Origin of the sequence: Streptomyces colonosanans (assembly GCF_001866645.1) — a bacterium.
Lineage (GTDB): Bacteria > Actinomycetota > Actinomycetes > Streptomycetales > Streptomycetaceae > Streptomyces > Streptomyces colonosanans.
Genome location: NZ_MLYP01000058.1, coordinates 15,086 through 32,056 on the forward strand (window position 1 = coordinate 15,086; position 16,971 = coordinate 32,056).

The window sequence follows — 16,971 nt, forward strand, 5'->3', positions numbered from 1 at the left end:
GTTCCACGAAGAGGTAGTCGGACCGGCAAGTGCCGGAGTTCCCGAAGGGGTGAGCGAGGGGTGCTGGACGTGGCGTGGGGAGATCCGCAATGTCCTTTGGAAATAAGGGAGTTGAGAGACAGGGTGGCGGACTTCGTCCGTATGCGAGTCGTGCCCTGCGAGCCGGTCCTGGACGGCGGCGGTCCGGACGCGGCGGCGGCGTTGCGCCGGCTGCGCAAGGAGGCCAAGGCCGAGGATCTGTGGGCGCTGCCTCTCCCGGCGGAACTGGGCGGCCAGGGACTGCCGTTGCGGTCGTACGCCCATGTCGCGGAGGCCGAGGGCGCAAGTGACCATGGCCCGGCGGCACTCGGATCGGCCTCGCTGTTGGACGCGCTCATGCTGTGGCGGCACGGCAGCGTGCGCGTCCGCGACCGCTATCTCGCGCCACTGGTCGCCGGCGACCTGCGAGTCTGCTACGCGATGACCGAGCCGGACGTCCCCGGCACCGACCCCTTCCTCACCACCACCCGCGCTGACGACAACGAAGGCGGAGGCTGGCGGCTGACCGGGCACAAGTGGTTCGTCAGCGGTGCCGCCGACGCCGACCTCGTCACGGTTCTCGCCCGCACGGACGGCCGGGCCCCGGAGCGAAACGGCCTGTCCCTGCTGCTGGTCCCCACAGTGTCCCGCGGCTTCCGGGTGGTGCGCGAGCTGCCCGTACTCGGTGCGGCCGGACAGGCGGAGATCGAACTCGACGGTGTCGCGGTGGACGACGGCCACCTGATCGGCGAACGCGGCCAGGCTCTCGCCGTCGCCGCCGAACGGCTCCAGCTCGGCCGCATCCTGCGCAGCCTGCGCTGGCTCGGCCAGGCCGCCCGCGCCTTCGAGCTCATGAGAGAACGAGCGGTCACCCGCACCCGTTCTCGCGGCCCCCTCGGGGACCTGCAACTCGTCCAGCGCCACGTCTTCGAGTCGTTGCTCGCCCTGCGCACCACCCGGCCCCTGGTCCACGAGGCCGCGTCCCGGCTGGACGCGGGCGGCGACGCCCACGTGGAGGTGGGTCTGGCCAAGGTCGCCGCGGCGCGCACGCTGCAGTTGGTGGCCGACGCGGCGATCCAGGTCCACGGCGCGGCGGGCCTCGGCCCGGACACCGCGCTCCCCGCCCTCTTCCGCACCGGCCGTGCGGCCCGCGTCCTCGACGGCCCGGACGAGCTGCACATCACCTCGGTGGCGCGGCGGGTGCTGCGGACGGATCCGGCCTGATGTCCTGTCCACCGAGGTCGGTGAGGACGGCGAGGGCGTAGGCCAGGAAGAAGTCGCCCCAGATCAGCTCGTGGCGCACGGCTGTTCCGGCCGTCAGGTCGTAACAGCCGTCCAGGAGGCGGCCATCGTCGGTCAGGTGGCTGTCGACCAGCGCCTTGAGGATGGCGACGGCTCGATCCCGGTGACCGAGGCCGAGCAGCGCCAGTGCGGTGATGGCGGCGGTGGAGGTGTCGCGAGGACCGCCGGGGTGAGCGGAGTCGGCGGGCGGTACCAGGTGCTTCGTCAGCAACCGGCCGACGTGGTCGCGGAATTCGTCGCCGCCTGTCAGAGGCGCGGCCTCGGCGAGCGAGAGCAGGAGCCACGCCTTCCCCCTGTTCCAGCCCGAAGGGGGATCCGCGCACGCGGCCCAGCCCGCGCCGGGGTCGTGCCGCCACGACCAGCGTGGCGGCCGCGTACCGAGGCACAGATCGACATGTCGCCGCAGATGGGAGAGAGCTGCCTCCGGGTCCGCCGTCGCCAGCAGCGGCACCATGCCGGGCACGCCGTCCACGCGGGCCGTCAGCCGCGGTCCGCCGAACGCCGAACCCCACGGCACGAGACCCAGCTTTGGGGCGAAGGCGTCCAGGCAGGCCCGGGCGGCCCGGTCCCGCAGACCCAGGTCGTCGTCCGCGAGGGCGGTGCCGTACCAGAAGATCAGTCCCCGGGCGGCGGTGTCCGCCTCGGCCCAGCCGGCCAGGCGGGCCGTGCAGGCCCGTGCGGCCGCACGGTCGGCGGCGTCGCCGGTGTACCGGGCGCGCAGCCACAGCAGTCCCGCCCAGAAACCTCCGGTCCAGGAGCCGCGCGCGGTCGTCCGCCACGTGCCGGTGTCCGGGTCCGCGTACAGCGGGAACCGGTCGCCGACCTCGGTGCGGGTGACGGCGACCCGGGCCAGGACGCAGGCGAGTGCCGGACCTGCCCAGGAGGGGGCGGTTGCCGGGCCGGGCGGTGCCTGCCGGTCCTCCGGAGGGGGCGTGCCCTTGTCCGTGCGTGCCCTCATGACCGTACGCCCGCCCGATACTCCCGCACGGCCCACAGCAGCGCCACAGCCCCGGCTCCCGCGAACTCGGCCGCCACGAGCAGCCACCCGCCCCCGTACCGCCCGGTCTCCGCCAACACCCCGAACAGCGGCGGCCCGACCGCGAATCCGGCGAAGAAGCCGGCCGAGACCAGCGCCGAGTCCTGGCCCGCCCGACCGGGCGCGGCGCGTTGCATCACCAGAACCATCGACACCGCGTTCGCCGCCACGGCGAAGACGCCCACCGCCACGGCCGCCACCCACGCCAACGGGTGGAGGGAGGACGAGCCGGCCAGCATCAGGGCAGCGGCCACCGCGCCCACGGCCAGGGAACCCGGCAGCCGGGCCGCCCGGTCGGGCCGCCCCGCGACCTTCGACCAGCCCACCCGGCCCGCGATCCCGGCCACACCCAGCACGGCCACCAGCGCAGCCGCCGCGGTGGGGCCGAGACCGAGCCGCTCGGTGCCGTACAACGACAGATAGGTGTTCACCGAGGCGATGCCGCAGCCGAGCAGCAGCGAGAACGCCATCAGCCAGGCGATCATGCCGCGCGGCACCCAGACCGCCGGGCTCGACTTCGCCGGAGGATCGGCGGGTAACGTTCGCGCCGCCCACACCGCCGCCACCGCCGCGGCGCCCGCCGCCGTCCACACGGCACCCCGCCATCCGGTGAGCCCGGCCAGCGCCGCGAGTGGCAGTCCGGCGGCGAAGGCCCCGAGTTGCACGCCCGACTGCTTCATCCCGGTCACCGAGCCGCGCCGGGCGGGCGGTACGGCGGCGAGGATCGCCTTGTTCGTGGCGGGGTTGGCGAGCGCCTGCGGCAGCCCGCCGAGTGCGACGGCCGCCAGCAGGAATCTGGCACTCGGAGCCGACCCGATCAACGCCAGCGCCACCGCCGCCACTCCCAGCAGGGCCACCAGACAACGCCGCGGCCCGACCCGGTCCACCACCCGGCCGCCGGCTGGAGAGAGGAGGGCCGCTGTACTGAATCCCACGGTGGTCGTCAGCCCCAGAGCGGTCGGCGAGACGTCCAGCTCCGCCACGAGCCGCGGGCCGAGCGCCCCGATCAGGAACAACTGCATCATCGAGAAGGCCATGGAGCAGGTCAGCAGCGCGGTCAGAGAGCCGGTCGCCGGGTCCGCCCCCTTCTCGCCCACCGCTCGCGCCTCGTTCGGCCCTGCTCGTCCCGCCCGATCCGTCGTCACAGACGCACCTCCCGGGACAGCAGTCGGGCCCAACTCTCAACAGGTTCCCGCTCTTTACTATGACGTGGATCACTGTGAGAGTGCCGGGTGTGGGAAGTTTCCGTACCACCGCATGACGGTGGGTCAGGAATGCGAGGATGAGCGGCCATGACTGCTGGGTGGTGTCTGCGCATGACACGGGCCGCGGTGTTCGCGGCCGTCTGTCTGCTGCTCGCCGCCCTGGGGCACGTCCTGATGTCAGGCACCGCCGTGCCCTGGTGGGCACTGGCATCGGCGGCGGTCGTGACCGGCGGAGCGGCGTGGTGTCTGGCAGGCCGGGAGCGCGGCCTCCTTCTCGTCTGCTCCGTGATGGTGGCCGTGCAGACGGCGCTGCACCTGTGGTTCTCCTGTGCGCAGGGGCTGTTGACGCCGTCCCCGTTGCCGGCGCCCAGGGGCGGAATGGTTGACAGCGCGCTCTCCACAGACCACATGGCCTCGGTGCTCCGCATGAGCGATGTCATGCCTACGACCCCCGGGGCCCAGGCGAGGGAGTTGATGGGCGCCACGGACTCCATGCCGGGAATGGGTCACACCATGGGCGGGACGTCCTCCGCCGGCATGCTCGCCGCCCACCTGCTGGCCGCTCTGTTGTGCGGCCTGTGGCTCGCGTACGGCGAACGCGCCGCGTTCCGCATCCTGCGGGCCGTCGCCGGATGGCTGGCCGCTCCGCTGCGACTGCCCCTGACCCTGCCGGCGCCACCGCACCGACCACGCATCCGCGCCCGCCGCAGCCACTCGGCCCGCACGCCGCACCGGCTGCTCCTCGTGCACGCGATCACTTCTCGGGGCCCGCCTGTGGGAACCGCCGTCGTCTGAAGACAGCAGGTTCCCCGGCACCGCCCCGCGCGTCCCGCGCCCGGACGGTCCGGGCAACGGGCGTGCGTCGCCATTGCGCGCGTACGTCCGCCACCCCACGCCATCACCGGATCCGCCGCCTGTCCCACGCGGTCCCTTCCCCATGCCCCGGGCCCGCGCGGATCTGCGCACGCCGGATCTCCGGACTTCCGAGAAGGACCTCAGGTGATCAGTCCTGCCCCGTCCGTCGCACACGACACGACGCCGCACACCGAGAGAACTCGCGACGAGAAGACATCGACCGAGGAGTCGATAACGGCCTGGGCGCTCGCCGCCCGCGCTGGTGATCCGAGAGCCGTCGAGAACTTCGTCCGCGCTCTGCAGCGAGACGTCCGCCATTACGTCACCTACCTCAGCCACAACCCCCAGGCCGCCGACGACCTGGCCCAGGACACCTTCGTGCGGGCCCTCGGCAGCCTGCACCGTTTCGAGGGCCGCTCCTCCGCCCGGACCTGGCTGCTGTCCATTGCGCGCCGTGCGGTGATCGACAGCTACCGGCATGCCTCGGCCCGGCCTCGCCTGGCCGACACCGACGCCTGGCAGGCCGCCGCGGAGGGCGCCCAGGAGCGCGGCCTGCCGGGCTTCGACGAGGGCGTCGTCCTCGCCGACCTGCTGGAGGCACTGCCCGACGAACGCCGTGAGGCGTTCGTACTCACCCAGATCGCCGGTCTGCCCTACGCGGAAGCGGCCGAGCTCAGCGACTGCCCGATCGGTACGGTCCGTTCCCGCGTCGCACGCGCTCGCGCCTGGCTGATCCAGTCCCTGCACGACGCCGAACGAGGCGAACCGGTGAGTACTGAGGCCTGACGGCGCCCGCCGCGGCCCTCACGAGGGGCTGTCCCGGAAGCCCCGGAGCGAGCCGTGCTCCGGAGCTTCCGCACATCGCAGGCGGGAGAACGCGGCGGCTGCTCAGAGGGGCGCGGCCACCAGCGCGTCGCTCGCCGAGCACCAGACCTGTCGTGCCTCGCTGAAGCCCTTCTCGCGCAGGGTGTCGAGGTGCCGGCTCGTGGCCGTGGGACCGTCGGGCTGCGCACTGGCGGGGGTCGCCGAGCGGGGCGAAGCGCCTGGGCAGTGAGGCGTCCTTCGCCGCGCTGTGCGGGGTCGGCCCTGTCGAGCGTTCCTCGGGCAGTCGGCAGTACCGTCGTCGCAACCGTGGCGGCGACCCGCAGACCAACGCCGCCCTGCACCGGATCGTGCAGACCCGCCTGCGCTTCGACCCGCGCACCCAGGACTACTAGGTACGCCGCATCAAGCAGGGCAAGACCCGACGTGAAATCGGCCGATGCCTCGAACGCTACGCTGCCCGGGAGGCCTTCCACCTGGTCAGGCCCACACAGCCATCCCCCGTCATAGGGGTAGTCGTGAGACATGAGAGGGTCGGACGGGTGAGCGAGACACCGACGAACACCCTGCAATACCGATTCGACGGGCGAGAAGACGCCCCAGTCCTGATCCTGGCTCCCTCACTGGGCACGACCTGGCACATGTGGGACCGGCAGGTGCCGGAACTTGCCAAGCAGTGGCGGATCTTCCGGTTCGACCTGCCCGGTCACGGCGGCGCCCCCGCATACCCCACGGGCGCTGTCACCGACCTCGCCGCCCGGCTGCTGGCCACCCTCGACGCGCTCGGAGTGCAGCACTTCGGCTATGCGGGCTGCGCGCTGGGCGGCGCCATCGGGGCCGAGCTGGCACTGCGCCACCCCGAGCGCGTGGCCTCGCTCGCGCTGATCGCCGCCTCGCCCCGGTTCGGCACGGCCGACGAGTTCCGGCAGCGCGGTGTGGTCGTCCGGACCAACGGCCTCGACCCGATCGCCCGGACGTCCCCGGAGCGCTGGTTCACCGGAGGGTTCGTGGCCACCCAGCCCGCGATCACCGAGTGGGCCGTGCAGATGGTCCGCACCACCGACCCCGGCTGCTACATCGCGGCCTGCGAGGCGCTCGCCACCTTCGACGTCCGGGCCGAACTCGGCCGTATCGGTGTGCCGACGCTGGTCCTCGTGGGCTCGGACGACCAGGTGACCGGGCCCGCCGAGGCGCGCACCCTGGTCGCCGGCATACCGGACGCCCGGCTCGCCGTCGTCCCCGGCGCCTCCCACCTGGTGCCCGTCGAACAGCCCGCGGCGGTCACCGACCTGCTCGTGCGCCACTTCTCGACAGCCTGGCAGCCGGCGTTCGACGCGACCACCGGCCAGATGGCGGCGATCGCGGCGCCCCCGGTGAAGCCGGTGCTGACGGCGACGCCGCTGGTGGCGCCCGTGGCCGAGATCGCCCCGGTCGCCGTCCCGCCCGAGCCCGCGGCCGGGCCCGACCTGTACGACGAGGGGATCAAGATCCGTCGCGAGGTGCTCGGCGACGCGTACGTCGACCAGGCGCTGGCCTCGGCGGACGAGTTCGCCGGGGACTTCCAGGAGTTCACCACCCGCTACACCTGGGGCGAGATCTGGAACCGGCCCGGTCTCGACCGGCGCACCCGCAGCTGCATCACCCTCACCGCGCTGGTCGCGGGCGGCCACCTGGACGACCTTGCCGGCCACACCCGAGCGGCCCTGCGCAACGGGCTCACCCCGGGTGAGATCAAGGAAGTCCTGCTCCATGCGGCGGTCTACTGCGGCGTACCGGCCGCGAACAGCGCGTTCAGGGTGGCGCAGCAAGTCATCCGGGAGGAGACCACCCCCCAGCAGTGACCGTCGGCCGGGCAACGGGAGCACCACCCTGAGCGGGCCCCGGCCGCACCGGCCGGGGCAGGATGGGGCCATGAAGCTCACGAAGAAGTCGCACGCGTGCATTCGTCTGGAGAAGGACGCAGGCACGCTCGTCATCGACCCCGGAACCTTCAGCGAGGAGGACGCCGCCGTCGGCGCGGACGCCATCTTGGTCACGCACGAGCATCCGGACCACTTCGACGAGGAGCGGTTGCGGGCCGGCATGGAGGCCAATCCGGGCGCCGAGATCTGGACCCTCGCCTCCGTCGCGGAGAAGATCTCGGCGGCGTACCCGGGCCGTGTGCACACCATCGGCCACGGGGACACCTTCACCGCGGCCGGTTTCGACGTCCAGGTACACGGCGAACTGCACGCCGTGATCCATCCGGACATCCCGCGCATCACGAACGTCGGCTACCTGATCGACGGCGGCAAGGTCTTCCACCCCGGCGATGCGCTCACCGTCCCCGACCACCCGGTCGAGACGCTGATGCTCCCGGTCATGGCGCCCTGGAACAAGATCGCCGAGGTGATCGACTACGTTCGCGAGGTCAAGCCGCGGCGCGCGTACGACATCCACGACGCCCTCCTCACGGATCTCGCCCGCCCGATCTACGACAACCAGATCGGCGCGCTGGGCGGTGCCGAGCACCTGAGGTTGACGCCGGGGGCGTCGGCGCAGGTCTGAGGGGTGAAGCGTCCCCGGTGGTCCGCTCACCGGGGACGCGTTGTCACACCCGCCCGGTAGGTTGTGAGACATGCGCATCGCGACCTGGAACGTGAACTCGATCACCGCTCGGCTCCCGAGGCTCCTGGCCTGGCTGGAGAGCAGCGGCACGGACGTGCTGTGTCTGCAGGAGGCCAAGGTCGCCGAGGAGCAGTTCCCCTGCGACGAGCTGCGCGCCCTGGGCTATGAGTCGGCGGTCCACGCGACCGGCCGGTGGAACGGCGTCGCGGTGCTCTCCCGCGTCGGCCTGGAGGACGTGGTCAAGGGCCTGCCCGGCGGTCCCGGTTACGAGGGCGTCGAGGAGCCCCGCGCCCTCTCCGCGACCTGCGGCCCCGTCCGCGTCTGGTCGGTGTACGTGCCGAACGGCCGCGAGGTGGGCCACCCGCACTACGCGTACAAGCTCCAGTGGTTCGAGGCCCTGAAGGCGGCCGTGGCGGGCGACGCGGCGCGCAGCCGCCCGTTCGCGGTGATGGGCGACTACAACGTGGCGCCGACGGACGACGACGTCTACGACGTGGCGGCCTTCGAAGGCCTCACCCACGTCACCCCGGCCGAGCGCGCCGCCCTGGCCTCGCTGCGGGAGACGGGCCTGACCGACGTCGTCCCGCGCCCGCTCAAGTACGACCACCCGTTCACCTACTGGGACTACCGCCAGCTCGGCTTCCCCAAGAATCGCGGTATGCGCATCGACCTGGTCTACGGCAACGAGCCGTTCTCGAAGGCCGTCAAGGACGCGTACGTGGACCGGGAGGAGCGCAAGGGCAAGGGCGCGTCGGATCACGCGCCCGTGGTGGTGGACCTGGAGGTGTAGGCGCGCTTTTCCGCGGTGTCAGGATGGTGCAACTGCTCGCACCAGTGACACGCTGGGTGTATGGGCATCCCTTTCCTGGGCAACTGGCGCAAGAAACGCGGCCCCGCCCTCGGCGTCGCGGTGTTCTCCGACGGTGACGCCGACGCGGCCGGTGTCACCGGACTCCTCTCCGAATGTGAGCTGCTGCGCTCCCAAGCCGGGCAGGCGGGCGTCGAACTCGACGACTCCGCAGTGTCGTTGGAGGCGCTCGACCAGCTTCTGCCGCGCTGGCGCGATGACGAGGAGGCCCTGCCCTGGCTCGGGAACGATGCGGGCCTCTACCTGGGTACGGTCATCGTGCGCACGGTCGCGGGAGCCGCCTGGGAGATCTGGCCGAACGGCCACCCCGTGGTACGGCTGGCCTCCGGCCGCGAGATCGATGTGGTGGCCGACGGCCACACCTGGGCGTCCACGGGCGCCCCCGAGCTGTCACAGGTGTATGCCGAGGTGGCCGAGGTCTGATGCCCCGACAGGCGACCTCTGCCCCGGGCCGACGCTGTCTGCGGGGTCACCAGTGTCCCGACAGGCGACGTTCGACTACGATGTGCCGTTCATCCCCGTGGTGATGGTGTCTCACCGATCTGCATCGGGATGTACATGCTGTTCTTCTGGTTCGCCGGTGATGTCGGGTGTCCCGGGGGAGCAGTGCAGTCCCGAGACCGGGGTCGTGGGTGCCGCCGCGGCCGGACCAGGGACACTGCTGCCGGGCGGGGGTCCTCCCCATGGTCCGGAGCCTTAGGGGGAGGCGATCAGCAGTCATAGGGCCAGGCCCGGCCGGCGGCAGCCGGAGATCACTGCTCGCGCAGCGGAACGGACGCGAAGGACGCGTCGCCTGCCGCCGAGGGGAAGGTCAGCTGCGCGCCGGACGGGTTGTGCTCGACCGTGCCCGGGGCCGCCTGCCAGCTGTGCGAGTGAACTCAGGACGCGCGGTGTGAAGCGCGCCTGGAGGGCGCCGGGGTCGGCAGCGGCGCCTGCGCCACCCGCGTCACATCCGAGACCAGCTCGACCACATCAGGACCGTACGCCTGCGAATTGACGACCTTCAGCAGCAGGACGAAGGAGTCGTTGCCGTGCTTGCGGGCCAGCCGCTCGTGGTTGCGGGCGAGATAGCGGGTCGCCGCCTGGTTGTTGATCGCCCGCTGCCCGCAGAAGAGGAACACCGGTCGCGCCTCGCTCCGCTCACCCGCGGTCAGGCGGGCCAGCAGGACATACTCCGTGACGCCGTGCTCCATCCGGTAGCGCTCGCTGCCGATCTGGAAGGCGCAGCGGTCCGGGCCCGGTTCCGGGGTGATGTTGATGCGCACGCCGGGCAGCATCGCCGCCATGTGGTCCAGCATGCGCCGGTTCGAGCCGGGACCGCCCACGCAGAACTCGGTGCGTTCACCGAAGCCCTGCTGGACATGGTCCTGGGTCACCATCTGCAGGTGCGCCCCGCAGTCCTTGATCAGCGCGGCCAGTTCCAGGAGGGCGAACACGTCGAAACGGTGGACCGCCGGCTCGGAGGTGGCCGGGTCGCGGTTGACGACGAGCAAGGCCTCCGAGTTCTCCGGCAGCCCGAGGAACGCCTGCTTGCGGCGGAGCTTCCGGTTCCACAGGTAGGTACGGGCGATCCAGCCCAGCCCGGCGCTGATGCCCGCCGCCACCAAGCCCAGGATGATGTTGCGTACGTCGTCGTTCATGGGGGCGCATGGTAGCTGCCCGCGCGGACCGGTGTTCGAGAGGCTGACGGGATCATGGCAATGCGGTTACGCTGCGCGGACGGTTGTCGACTGGAGGTACGAATGCGTCGCCCTGTCGCACGGAGTCTGGCGGTGTTGGCGGTCTCGGCCGCCGTGGTGTCGGTGGGAGCGGCGGCGCCGCCGTCGTCCGCTTCCGCCCGCACACCGAAGAAGGTACCCGTGGCCGTCGGCTACGGCGGTGCCGTGGCGAGCGTGGACGCGGACGCCTCCGCCGCCGGTATCGAGGTCCTCAAGAAGGGCGGCAACGCGGTGGACGCGGCCGTCGCCACGGCCGCCGCGCTCGGCGTCACCGAGCCCTACTCCTCCGGCATCGGCGGAGGCGGCTACTTCGTCTACTACGACGCCAAGTCCAAAACGGTGCACACCATCGACGGCCGCGAGACGGCCCCGCTGACCGCGGACTCCAACCTGTTCGTGGAGAACGGCAAGGCGCTCGCCTTCGCCGACGTCGTCACCAGCGGGCTGAGCATCGGTACCCCGGGCACGCCGGCCACCTGGCAGAGGGCGCTGGACGAGTGGGGCACCAAGCGGCTGGGTACGGTCCTGAAGCCGGCCGAGCGGCTCGCGCGCGACGGATTCACCGTCGACGGCACCTTCCGCTCGCAGACCGCGTCCAACGAGACCCGTTTCCGGGCCTTCCCGGACACCGCCAGGCTCTTCCTGCCGAACGGCGAACTTCCGGTCGTCGGTTCGACCCTGAAGAACCCCGACCTCGCCCGCACTTACGAGGAACTGGGCAGGAAGGGCATCGCCGCGATCTACCAAGGCGACCTCGGCAAGGACATCGTCTCCACCGTGAACAAGCCGCCGGTGGACCCGAGTTCGGGCTGGAACGCCCGGCCGGGCAAGTTGTCCGCAGGGGACCTCGCGGCCTACCGGGCGAAGCTTCAGGCGCCCACGAAGACCTCCTACCGCGGTCTCGACGTCTACTCCATCGCACCCTCCTCCTCCGGTGGCACGACCGTCGGTGAGGCGCTCAACATCCTGGAGAAGACCGACCTTTCCAAGGCGAGCGAGACGCAGTTCCTGCACCGCTACATCGAGGCCAGCCGCATCGCGTTCGCGGACCGCGGGCGCTGGGTGGGCGACCCCGCCTTCGAGGACGTGCCGACCAACGAACTGCTGTCGCAGAAGTTCGCCGACTCTCGCGCGTGCCTGATCAAGGACGACGCGGTGCTGACCAGCCCGCTCGCGCCCGGCGACCCGCGCCATCCGGCGGCCTGCGGCGCCGGGGGCACGGCCGCCCCGACGACGTACGAGGGTGAGAACACCACGCACCTGACCGTCGCCGACAAGTGGGGCAACGTCGTCGCCTACACGCTCAGCATCGAGCAGACCGGCGGCAGCGGTATCACCGTCCCGGGACGCGGATTCCTGCTCAACAACGAGCTGACGGACTTCTCCTTCGCTCCCGCCAACCCGGCCGTCCACGACCCGAACCTGCCCGGCCCGGGCAAGCGTCCGCGCTCCTCGATGTCCCCGACGATCGTCCTCGACAAGCAGGGTCGACCGGTCGTCGCGCTCGGTTCGCCGGGTGGCGCGACCATCATCACCACCGTGCTGCAGACCCTGACCGGGGTCCTCGACCGGCACCTGCAGCTCGTCGACGCGATCGCGGCGCCGCGCGCCAGCCAGCGCAACGCGGCGAAGACGGAACTCGAACCCGGCCTCTACGACAGCCCCTTGCGGAGTCAGCTGGAGGCGATCGGGCACTCCTTCACGCTGAATCCGGAGATCGGCGCGGCCACCGGTGTGCAGCGGCTTCCGGACGGCAAGTGGCTGGCCGCGGCGGAGACGGTGCGGCGCGGGGGTGGGTCCGCGATGGTGGTGGATCCGGCCCACACCGGTTGCGGGCAGGACGACCAGGGGAAGTCACCGGCCTGCGACTGATGAGCGGGGGCTGGTGGGAACACTGCCGCCCCCGTGGGCCGGGTGGCCGCCGGCGTTGATCGCCGCGGCCACCCCGTGGCCCGGCTTCCGGCTTGAGGACGTGTCACCGTGGCCGCGGCCCGTTGGCGTGCGTCACCAGAGCTTGTCGATCTCGCCCGGGTACAGCTCGATGCGACTGTTGCGGAGCGACGCCTGGGCTTTCCGGCTCTTGAGCGAGAAGAAGTCGGCCATGGTGACCTTGTCGAAGCCCGGCTGGTCGCTGGGAAAGGGGGCCTGCGGCGTCCCCCCGATCAGCACCGCTCCGGGAAGAACACGCCAGCCCGCACTCTCATAGAACGCCTGAAGCGGGCGGTCACAGGTGAACAACCCCAGATCCAGCTGCCGGGCCGCCATTGCTTCCCGGGCCGCTGTCACCAGGCGTCGGCCATACCCATGACCACGCGCCTCCCGCCGCGTGACCACGGTGCTCAGCCCGCCGGCGGCAAAGCACCCACCCGCGTGGACGATCTCCTTGGTCAGGATGTCCAGCGCGGCCAGCACCGTCCCTTCATCCACGAGCAGCATCGACAACGGCTGCAATGCGGGATCATGGGCCGGAGCCTCGGGAGGAGCAACCGAGCCAGGAGGGGACGGCCACGCCTGCTCCTGGATCTCCCGCACCTGTACGCGCACTTCGAACGGGGTGGCCTCTTGAGGGAACGACAAGATCTGCACACGCTGATTCTGGCCACCCGCCGCGCGAACGCAAGCCCCGCATCGGCGTGAACGGCGTCCAACCGCGGGCCCGGGCACCGCGTGCCCGCCGTGTGGACACCGCGCAGACCAAGAGGCGGCGGACCTGCCTCCCCCATGCGGCGGAGACGGATCGTCACCGTGCACGAGGTGCCCCGAGTGGCTCGCGCGGGAGCGTGGTGGCATGACCAAGTCGCTCCTCTCCAAGGTCTCGGTATCGCCCCAGCAGGGCGATACACCCGCCGCACCGCGAACGCGCCACCCCGTCGGCCCCGGCCGGTTCCGCCGCGCACTCCGCACCGTGGCCATCGTCGCCTGTCTGCCGTACCTGGGCCTCAAGGTCGCCTGGATCGCGGGCAGTCACATCGGCATCCCGTCCGGCAGCTCTCTGCTGGAGCACCGTGTGACGATGGCCGTCGGCAACAGCCTTACCGTGCTCATGGACACCGCCGTGATCGTGCTGGCGCTGCTGCTGACGCGTCCCTGGGGGTTGCGGGTGCCCGCCTGGACCTTGGTGTTCCCGGTGTGGGTGGCCACCGGGCTGCTCGCGCCGATCATGACTGTCTTCCCGCTCCATCTGCTCCTGCGTGTGTTCGGCGTTGCGGTGAACAAGCCGTCCGGGACGACCGGCCACAGGCCGTTCCTCGACGAGTGGGTGTTCGGGGTCGTCTACACCGGGTTCATCGTGCAGGGACTGGCCCTCGGTGCGCTGTTTCTGTTCTACGCCCGTGACCGCTGGGGGTACGTGTGGCGGGGGCGGACGGGAGAACTCCCGCCCGGATCGGCCGGCGCGGCGCGCCGGACGTGCGCGGTCATGGCTTGCGTCCTCGCCCTGTTCCCCCTCGTGATGCACACGATGTGGGCGGGCGGCGGCACCGCGGGGCTCAACACAGGTCGCGTGGCGGACCGGGACACCGACTTCCACGTCCTCGAAGCCACCTACGTGTGCTTCGCCCTGGCAGCCGTCGCCGGCGTCTGTCTGCTCACCTTCCGGCGCGGCCGCAGGCTGCGGGTGGCTGTACCGCTGGCACTCGCCTGGGTCGGCTCGGGCGTCGTGGCCTGCTGGGGCGGTTGGATGTTGCTGGCCTCGCTGACCGCCGACGTGGGAGATCCCGCCGACCGGCCCACAGCGCTGATGAACCTCACCTACGCTGGCCAGATGATCGTCGGTTTCCTCCTGGCCGCCCTGGGTGCCCGCTTCATCGCCGGACGCTCGGCCGGGGACCCGAAGCGGGCGGCGTGACAAGGTTCGTCCAGCCGCTGTTCGGCCACGTGGCGCGCCGCCGCTGGATCCATCTGATCCTGGGTGGCGCGCTCGCCATGCCGTACTTCTTCGTCGGCACGGTGATCGTCAGCGCGGTGAGTGGCTCGCCGGACGTGTTCACCTCCCCTTCTCTGCAACTCGCCGCGTTCGCCATCGGATTGCCGCTCGCCGCGCTCACCTCGCCCTTCCCGCTGACCCGGCCGATGTCGGTGGCAGCGGTGCGCGCGCTGTGCGGGGTGGACGCCGACCGCCTGGCCGACGGGCCCGCCCGGACACGGGCCGCGAAGGGGCGTTGCGCGGCCTGGTTCACGCTGCATCTCGGGCTCGGCGGGATCGTCTCGGGCATGTCGCTGTCGGTGCCGCCGTTCGCGACGGTGCTGATCGCGCTCCCCGTCTTCCCGGGGATGCGTGACTCGGGGCTCGGTCTGCCCGGAGTCCTGGACAGTTCCTGGACGTTGGCGCTCGCGCCGGTCGCGGGTGCCGCCACGCTGGTCGCGCTCGCGGCCTGCGCCGCGGGTTGCGGCGCCCTCCTCGCTCGGTGCGCGCCCGCCCTGCTCGGGCCCGGCCCCGAGGACCGGCTGGCCGCCGCCGAGGCCCGTGCCGCCGACCTCGCCGTACGCAACCGGCTCGCCCGCGAGTTGCACGACTCCGTCGGCCACGCGCTCAGCGCCGTCACCCTCCAGGCGAGCGCGGCCCGCCGACTCCTCGACACCGACCCGGAGTTCGTACGTGAAGCGCTCGCCGCGATCGAGGACACCACACGGCGCACGGTCGGCGAACTCGACGCCGTCCTGGGCGTGTTGCGCGACGGCGACACACCCGGCAAGGCCCCGGCGCCCACGCTCGCGGCCGACCTCGAGGGCCTGCTGCGCCGCACCCGCGCGGGCGGTCCGCGCATCACGGCCGAGGTGGAGACCGACCCCCGGGCCCTGCCGTCGGTGATCTCCCGCGAGGCCTACCGCATCGTCCAGGAGGGGCTGAGCAACGCGCTCAAGCATGCCGGTGGGCAGGTCCCGGTCGCGGTCCGGATCGCCGCCGTGGACGGCCACCTGGAGATCACCGTGGAGAACCCGCTGGAAGAGGCGTCCGACGTGCCCGCATCCCGGCGCGGCGGCGGCCATGGACTGCGTGGAATCGCGGACCGCGCCCGGCTGCTGGGCGGCGCCGCGGACGCGGGACCGGTCGACGGGGCGTGGCATCTGTCCGTACGACTGCCACTGAAAGGACCCGCATGACCAGTTCACCACCCATCCGGATCGTGCTCGCCGACGACGAGCGCATGGTCCGTACCGCCCTGCGGGCCATCCTCTCCGCCGAGCCCGGCCTGACGGTCGTCGGCGAGGCGGCGACCGGGGCCGAAGCCGTGTCCGTCACACGGGAGGTACGGCCCGACGTGGTCCTCATGGACGTCCGCATGCCCGAGATCGACGGCATCCGGGCCACCGAGCAGATCCTGGCCACCCTCACCGAGCCGCCCCGGATCGTCGTCGTCACCACCTTCGAGAACGACTCGTACGTCTACGACGCGCTGCGCGCCGGAGCAGCCGGCTTCCTGCTGAAGCGGGCGGACGCCGACACGCTGGTCCAGTCGGTACGGCTGGTCGCCCGCAGTGACACCCTGCTGTTCCCGTCGGCCGTACGGGCGTTGGCCGAAACGCATACGCGCGCGTACGCCGCGCCGCCGCCCTGGGTGGCACGGCTCACCGGCCGGGAGGGCGAGGTGCTGCGGCTGATGGCGGCCGGGCTGACCAACGCGGAGATCGCCCGGCGCCTGGAGGTCGGCTCCGCCACCGTGAAGACGCATGTGGCGGCGGTGCTGGCGAAGACCGGCGCCCGGGACCGGACCCAGGCGGTGATCGTCGCCTACGAGGCGGGCTTCATGGGACTTCCGGCGCGGAAACGGGATGGATCGGATCGGTCAGGTTACTGATGGTGCAGCCAGATCCGCAGCGGGCCGACCGGCTCGAAGCCATGGTGGATGGCTGCCGCAAGGTCGTCGCCCTGCTCGTAGCCGACCACCGGCAAGGTGGGGAACAGCCCGTTCATCGCGTCGATCACCACTGGCCAGGCCGTGTCGGGGCCGCCGTCCAGCGCGAAGACATTGGAGATTCCGACCACTTGGTGGCTGCGGCTCGCCACCGCGCCGGCTACTACTCGGCCGCCGGTGGACCGTCCGGCGATCACGAAGGTGGCCGGGTCGTCGAGTAGCTCCGGCCGGAAGAGATCCGCATCGCCGTCCCCGTCGTCCCAGGCGAGCGCCCAGGCGCGCAGCGTGTCCGGGTCGTCCGCCACGGCCCAGACGAGATCCGGAGCGGGTGCGGGCGCACTCGCCGGGCGGTGGATCCACTGCGCCTTGAACAGCACCCGGAAGCCGACCTCCGTCAGGTCGAGGTCGGCGAAACTGTCCTTGACGGAGGCGCCGGGTGTGGTGGTGTCGATCCGGGCCGTCACCCCGATCCGGTCGGCACCCGGCACCAGCGTCACCGCGTCGGGGTAGTAGAGGGGCGTGCGCGACGGGGCTGCCCAGGCCTGTGCCCCGAACTCGCCCGCCAATCCGTGCGATCGGCTCATCGCCGCGCACCACTGTGCGTTGTTGTGGGCGGCGGCCTGCACCAGGAGCTGCTTCGGAGTTGTCACGAGTGCGCATCATGACGACTGCGGCCCGGTCTGTC

Annotated in this window: 16 protein-coding genes and 1 pseudogene; 12 read left to right on the plus strand and 5 right to left on the minus strand. The window is 71.8% G+C overall.

Annotated features, from left to right (window positions below; all coding sequences use genetic code 11):
* The first annotated feature begins 60 nt into the window (after positions 1–60).
* Positions 61–1,242: an acyl-CoA dehydrogenase family protein gene (locus BIV24_RS21720; protein WP_071368068.1), complete on the plus strand. Its 1,182-nt coding sequence runs from the start codon at positions 61–63 to the stop codon at positions 1,240–1,242.
* On the opposite strand, the gene BIV24_RS21725 is transcribed toward BIV24_RS21720, so the two are convergent.
* Positions 1,199–2,278, minus strand: coding sequence for a sugar ABC transporter permease (locus BIV24_RS21725; RefSeq protein WP_245766889.1), 1,080 nt, complete (start codon positions 2,276–2,278; stop codon positions 1,199–1,201). The two genes, BIV24_RS21720 and BIV24_RS21725, sit on opposite strands and share 44 nt — an antisense overlap.
* A complete protein-coding gene (locus BIV24_RS21730) occupies positions 2,275–3,393 on the minus strand; it encodes an MFS transporter (protein ID WP_071368289.1) in 1,119 nt (372 codons plus the stop codon). Before BIV24_RS21730 ends, BIV24_RS21725 begins: the two co-directional genes overlap by 4 nt.
* A 255-nt stretch (positions 3,394–3,648) precedes the next feature.
* Between BIV24_RS21730 and BIV24_RS21735 the strand changes: the two genes are divergently transcribed.
* The 7 genes and pseudogenes from BIV24_RS21735 to BIV24_RS21760 all read left to right on the plus strand — a co-directional run bounded on the left by BIV24_RS21735 (position 3,649) and on the right by BIV24_RS21760 (position 9,136).
* Entirely contained in the window at positions 3,649–4,356 is a 708-nt protein-coding gene (locus BIV24_RS21735; protein ID WP_071368069.1) for a hypothetical protein, read from the plus strand.
* 204 nt (positions 4,357–4,560) lie between these two features.
* Positions 4,561–5,202: a sigma-70 family RNA polymerase sigma factor gene (locus tag BIV24_RS21740; protein ID WP_071368070.1), complete on the plus strand. Its 642-nt coding sequence runs from the start codon at positions 4,561–4,563 to the stop codon at positions 5,200–5,202.
* A 251-nt stretch (positions 5,203–5,453) separates the two neighbouring features.
* Positions 5,454–5,726, plus strand: a pseudogene (locus tag BIV24_RS36530) (transposase); the annotation flags it as partial.
* Positions 5,727–5,780: 54 nt separating this feature from the next.
* A complete protein-coding gene (gene pcaDC / locus BIV24_RS21745) occupies positions 5,781–7,079 on the plus strand; it encodes a bifunctional 3-oxoadipate enol-lactonase/4-carboxymuconolactone decarboxylase PcaDC (protein ID WP_071368071.1) in 1,299 nt (432 codons plus the stop codon).
* A gap of 70 nt (positions 7,080–7,149) precedes the next feature.
* Positions 7,150–7,785: an MBL fold metallo-hydrolase gene (locus tag BIV24_RS21750; protein ID WP_071368072.1), complete on the plus strand. Its 636-nt coding sequence runs from the start codon at positions 7,150–7,152 to the stop codon at positions 7,783–7,785.
* A 70-nt stretch (positions 7,786–7,855) separates the two neighbouring features.
* Positions 7,856–8,635: an exodeoxyribonuclease III gene (locus BIV24_RS21755; protein ID WP_071368073.1), complete on the plus strand. Its 780-nt coding sequence runs from the start codon at positions 7,856–7,858 to the stop codon at positions 8,633–8,635.
* A gap of 60 nt (positions 8,636–8,695) precedes the next feature.
* Positions 8,696–9,136 (plus strand): DUF6278 family protein, encoded by a 441-nt coding sequence (locus BIV24_RS21760; RefSeq protein WP_071368074.1) that lies wholly within the window; start codon positions 8,696–8,698, stop codon positions 9,134–9,136.
* Between the two features lie 455 nt (positions 9,137–9,591).
* Here the strand turns inward: BIV24_RS21760 and BIV24_RS21765 are convergent, their stop codons facing one another.
* The gene (locus tag BIV24_RS21765) at positions 9,592–10,353 is read right to left on the minus strand and encodes a hypothetical protein (RefSeq protein WP_071368075.1); all 762 of its coding nucleotides are present in this window, start codon (positions 10,351–10,353) and stop codon (positions 9,592–9,594) included.
* A 102-nt stretch (positions 10,354–10,455) separates the two neighbouring features.
* On the opposite strand from BIV24_RS21765, the gene ggt reads away from it, so the two are divergent.
* Entirely contained in the window at positions 10,456–12,303 is a 1,848-nt protein-coding gene (gene ggt / locus BIV24_RS21770; RefSeq protein ID WP_177198784.1) for a gamma-glutamyltransferase, read from the plus strand.
* A 132-nt stretch (positions 12,304–12,435) separates the two neighbouring features.
* Here ggt and BIV24_RS21775 read toward each other — a convergent pair whose 3' ends face one another.
* Positions 12,436–13,017 (minus strand): GNAT family N-acetyltransferase, encoded by a 582-nt coding sequence (locus BIV24_RS21775; protein WP_071368076.1) that lies wholly within the window; start codon positions 13,015–13,017, stop codon positions 12,436–12,438.
* Between the two features lie 202 nt (positions 13,018–13,219).
* On the opposite strand from BIV24_RS21775, the gene BIV24_RS21780 reads away from it, so the two are divergent.
* The 3 genes from BIV24_RS21780 to BIV24_RS21790 are packed head-to-tail and all read left to right on the plus strand — an operon-like array spanning position 13,220 to position 16,229.
* Positions 13,220–14,278: a hypothetical protein gene (locus BIV24_RS21780; RefSeq protein WP_177198785.1), complete on the plus strand. Its 1,059-nt coding sequence runs from the start codon at positions 13,220–13,222 to the stop codon at positions 14,276–14,278.
* Complete coding sequence (locus BIV24_RS21785) at positions 14,275–15,534, plus strand: sensor histidine kinase (protein WP_071368077.1); 1,260 nt, start codon at positions 14,275–14,277, stop codon at positions 15,532–15,534. Before BIV24_RS21780 ends, BIV24_RS21785 begins: the two co-directional genes overlap by 4 nt.
* On the plus strand, positions 15,531–16,229 hold the full coding sequence (locus BIV24_RS21790; protein WP_071368078.1) for a response regulator transcription factor: 699 nt from the start codon (positions 15,531–15,533) through the stop codon (positions 16,227–16,229). Before BIV24_RS21785 ends, BIV24_RS21790 begins: the two co-directional genes overlap by 4 nt.
* Here BIV24_RS21790 and BIV24_RS21795 read toward each other — a convergent pair.
* Positions 16,223–16,936 carry a hypothetical protein gene (locus BIV24_RS21795; protein ID WP_071368079.1) on the minus strand — a complete coding sequence of 238 codons (714 nt, stop codon included), beginning with the start codon at positions 16,934–16,936 and terminating at the stop codon, positions 16,223–16,225. The genes BIV24_RS21790 and BIV24_RS21795 overlap by 7 nt on opposite strands.
* Positions 16,937–16,971 lie beyond the last annotated feature (35 nt).

What these genes read in the sequence shown, in the direction of transcription:
- BIV24_RS21725 (WP_245766889.1), bottom strand. Translation starts at nt 2,278, where the DNA reads ATGAGGGCACGCACGGACAAGGGCACGCCCCCTCCGGAGGACCGGCAG.
- BIV24_RS21730 (WP_071368289.1), bottom strand. Translation starts at nt 3,393, where the DNA reads ATGGCCTTCTCGATGATGCAGTTGTTCCTGATCGGGGCGCTCGGCCCG.
- BIV24_RS21735 (WP_071368069.1), top strand. Translation starts at nt 3,649, where the DNA reads ATGACTGCTGGGTGGTGTCTGCGCATGACACGGGCCGCGGTGTTCGCG.
- BIV24_RS21750 (WP_071368072.1), top strand. Translation starts at nt 7,150, where the DNA reads ATGAAGCTCACGAAGAAGTCGCACGCGTGCATTCGTCTGGAGAAGGAC.
- BIV24_RS21755 (WP_071368073.1), top strand. Translation starts at nt 7,856, where the DNA reads ATGCGCATCGCGACCTGGAACGTGAACTCGATCACCGCTCGGCTCCCG.
- BIV24_RS21760 (WP_071368074.1), top strand. Translation starts at nt 8,696, where the DNA reads ATGGGCATCCCTTTCCTGGGCAACTGGCGCAAGAAACGCGGCCCCGCC.
- BIV24_RS21765 (WP_071368075.1), bottom strand. Translation starts at nt 10,353, where the DNA reads ATGAACGACGACGTACGCAACATCATCCTGGGCTTGGTGGCGGCGGGC.
- ggt (WP_177198784.1), top strand. Translation starts at nt 10,456, where the DNA reads ATGCGTCGCCCTGTCGCACGGAGTCTGGCGGTGTTGGCGGTCTCGGCC.
- BIV24_RS21780 (WP_177198785.1), top strand. Translation starts at nt 13,220, where the DNA reads ATGACCAAGTCGCTCCTCTCCAAGGTCTCGGTATCGCCCCAGCAGGGC.
- BIV24_RS21790 (WP_071368078.1), top strand. Translation starts at nt 15,531, where the DNA reads ATGACCAGTTCACCACCCATCCGGATCGTGCTCGCCGACGACGAGCGC.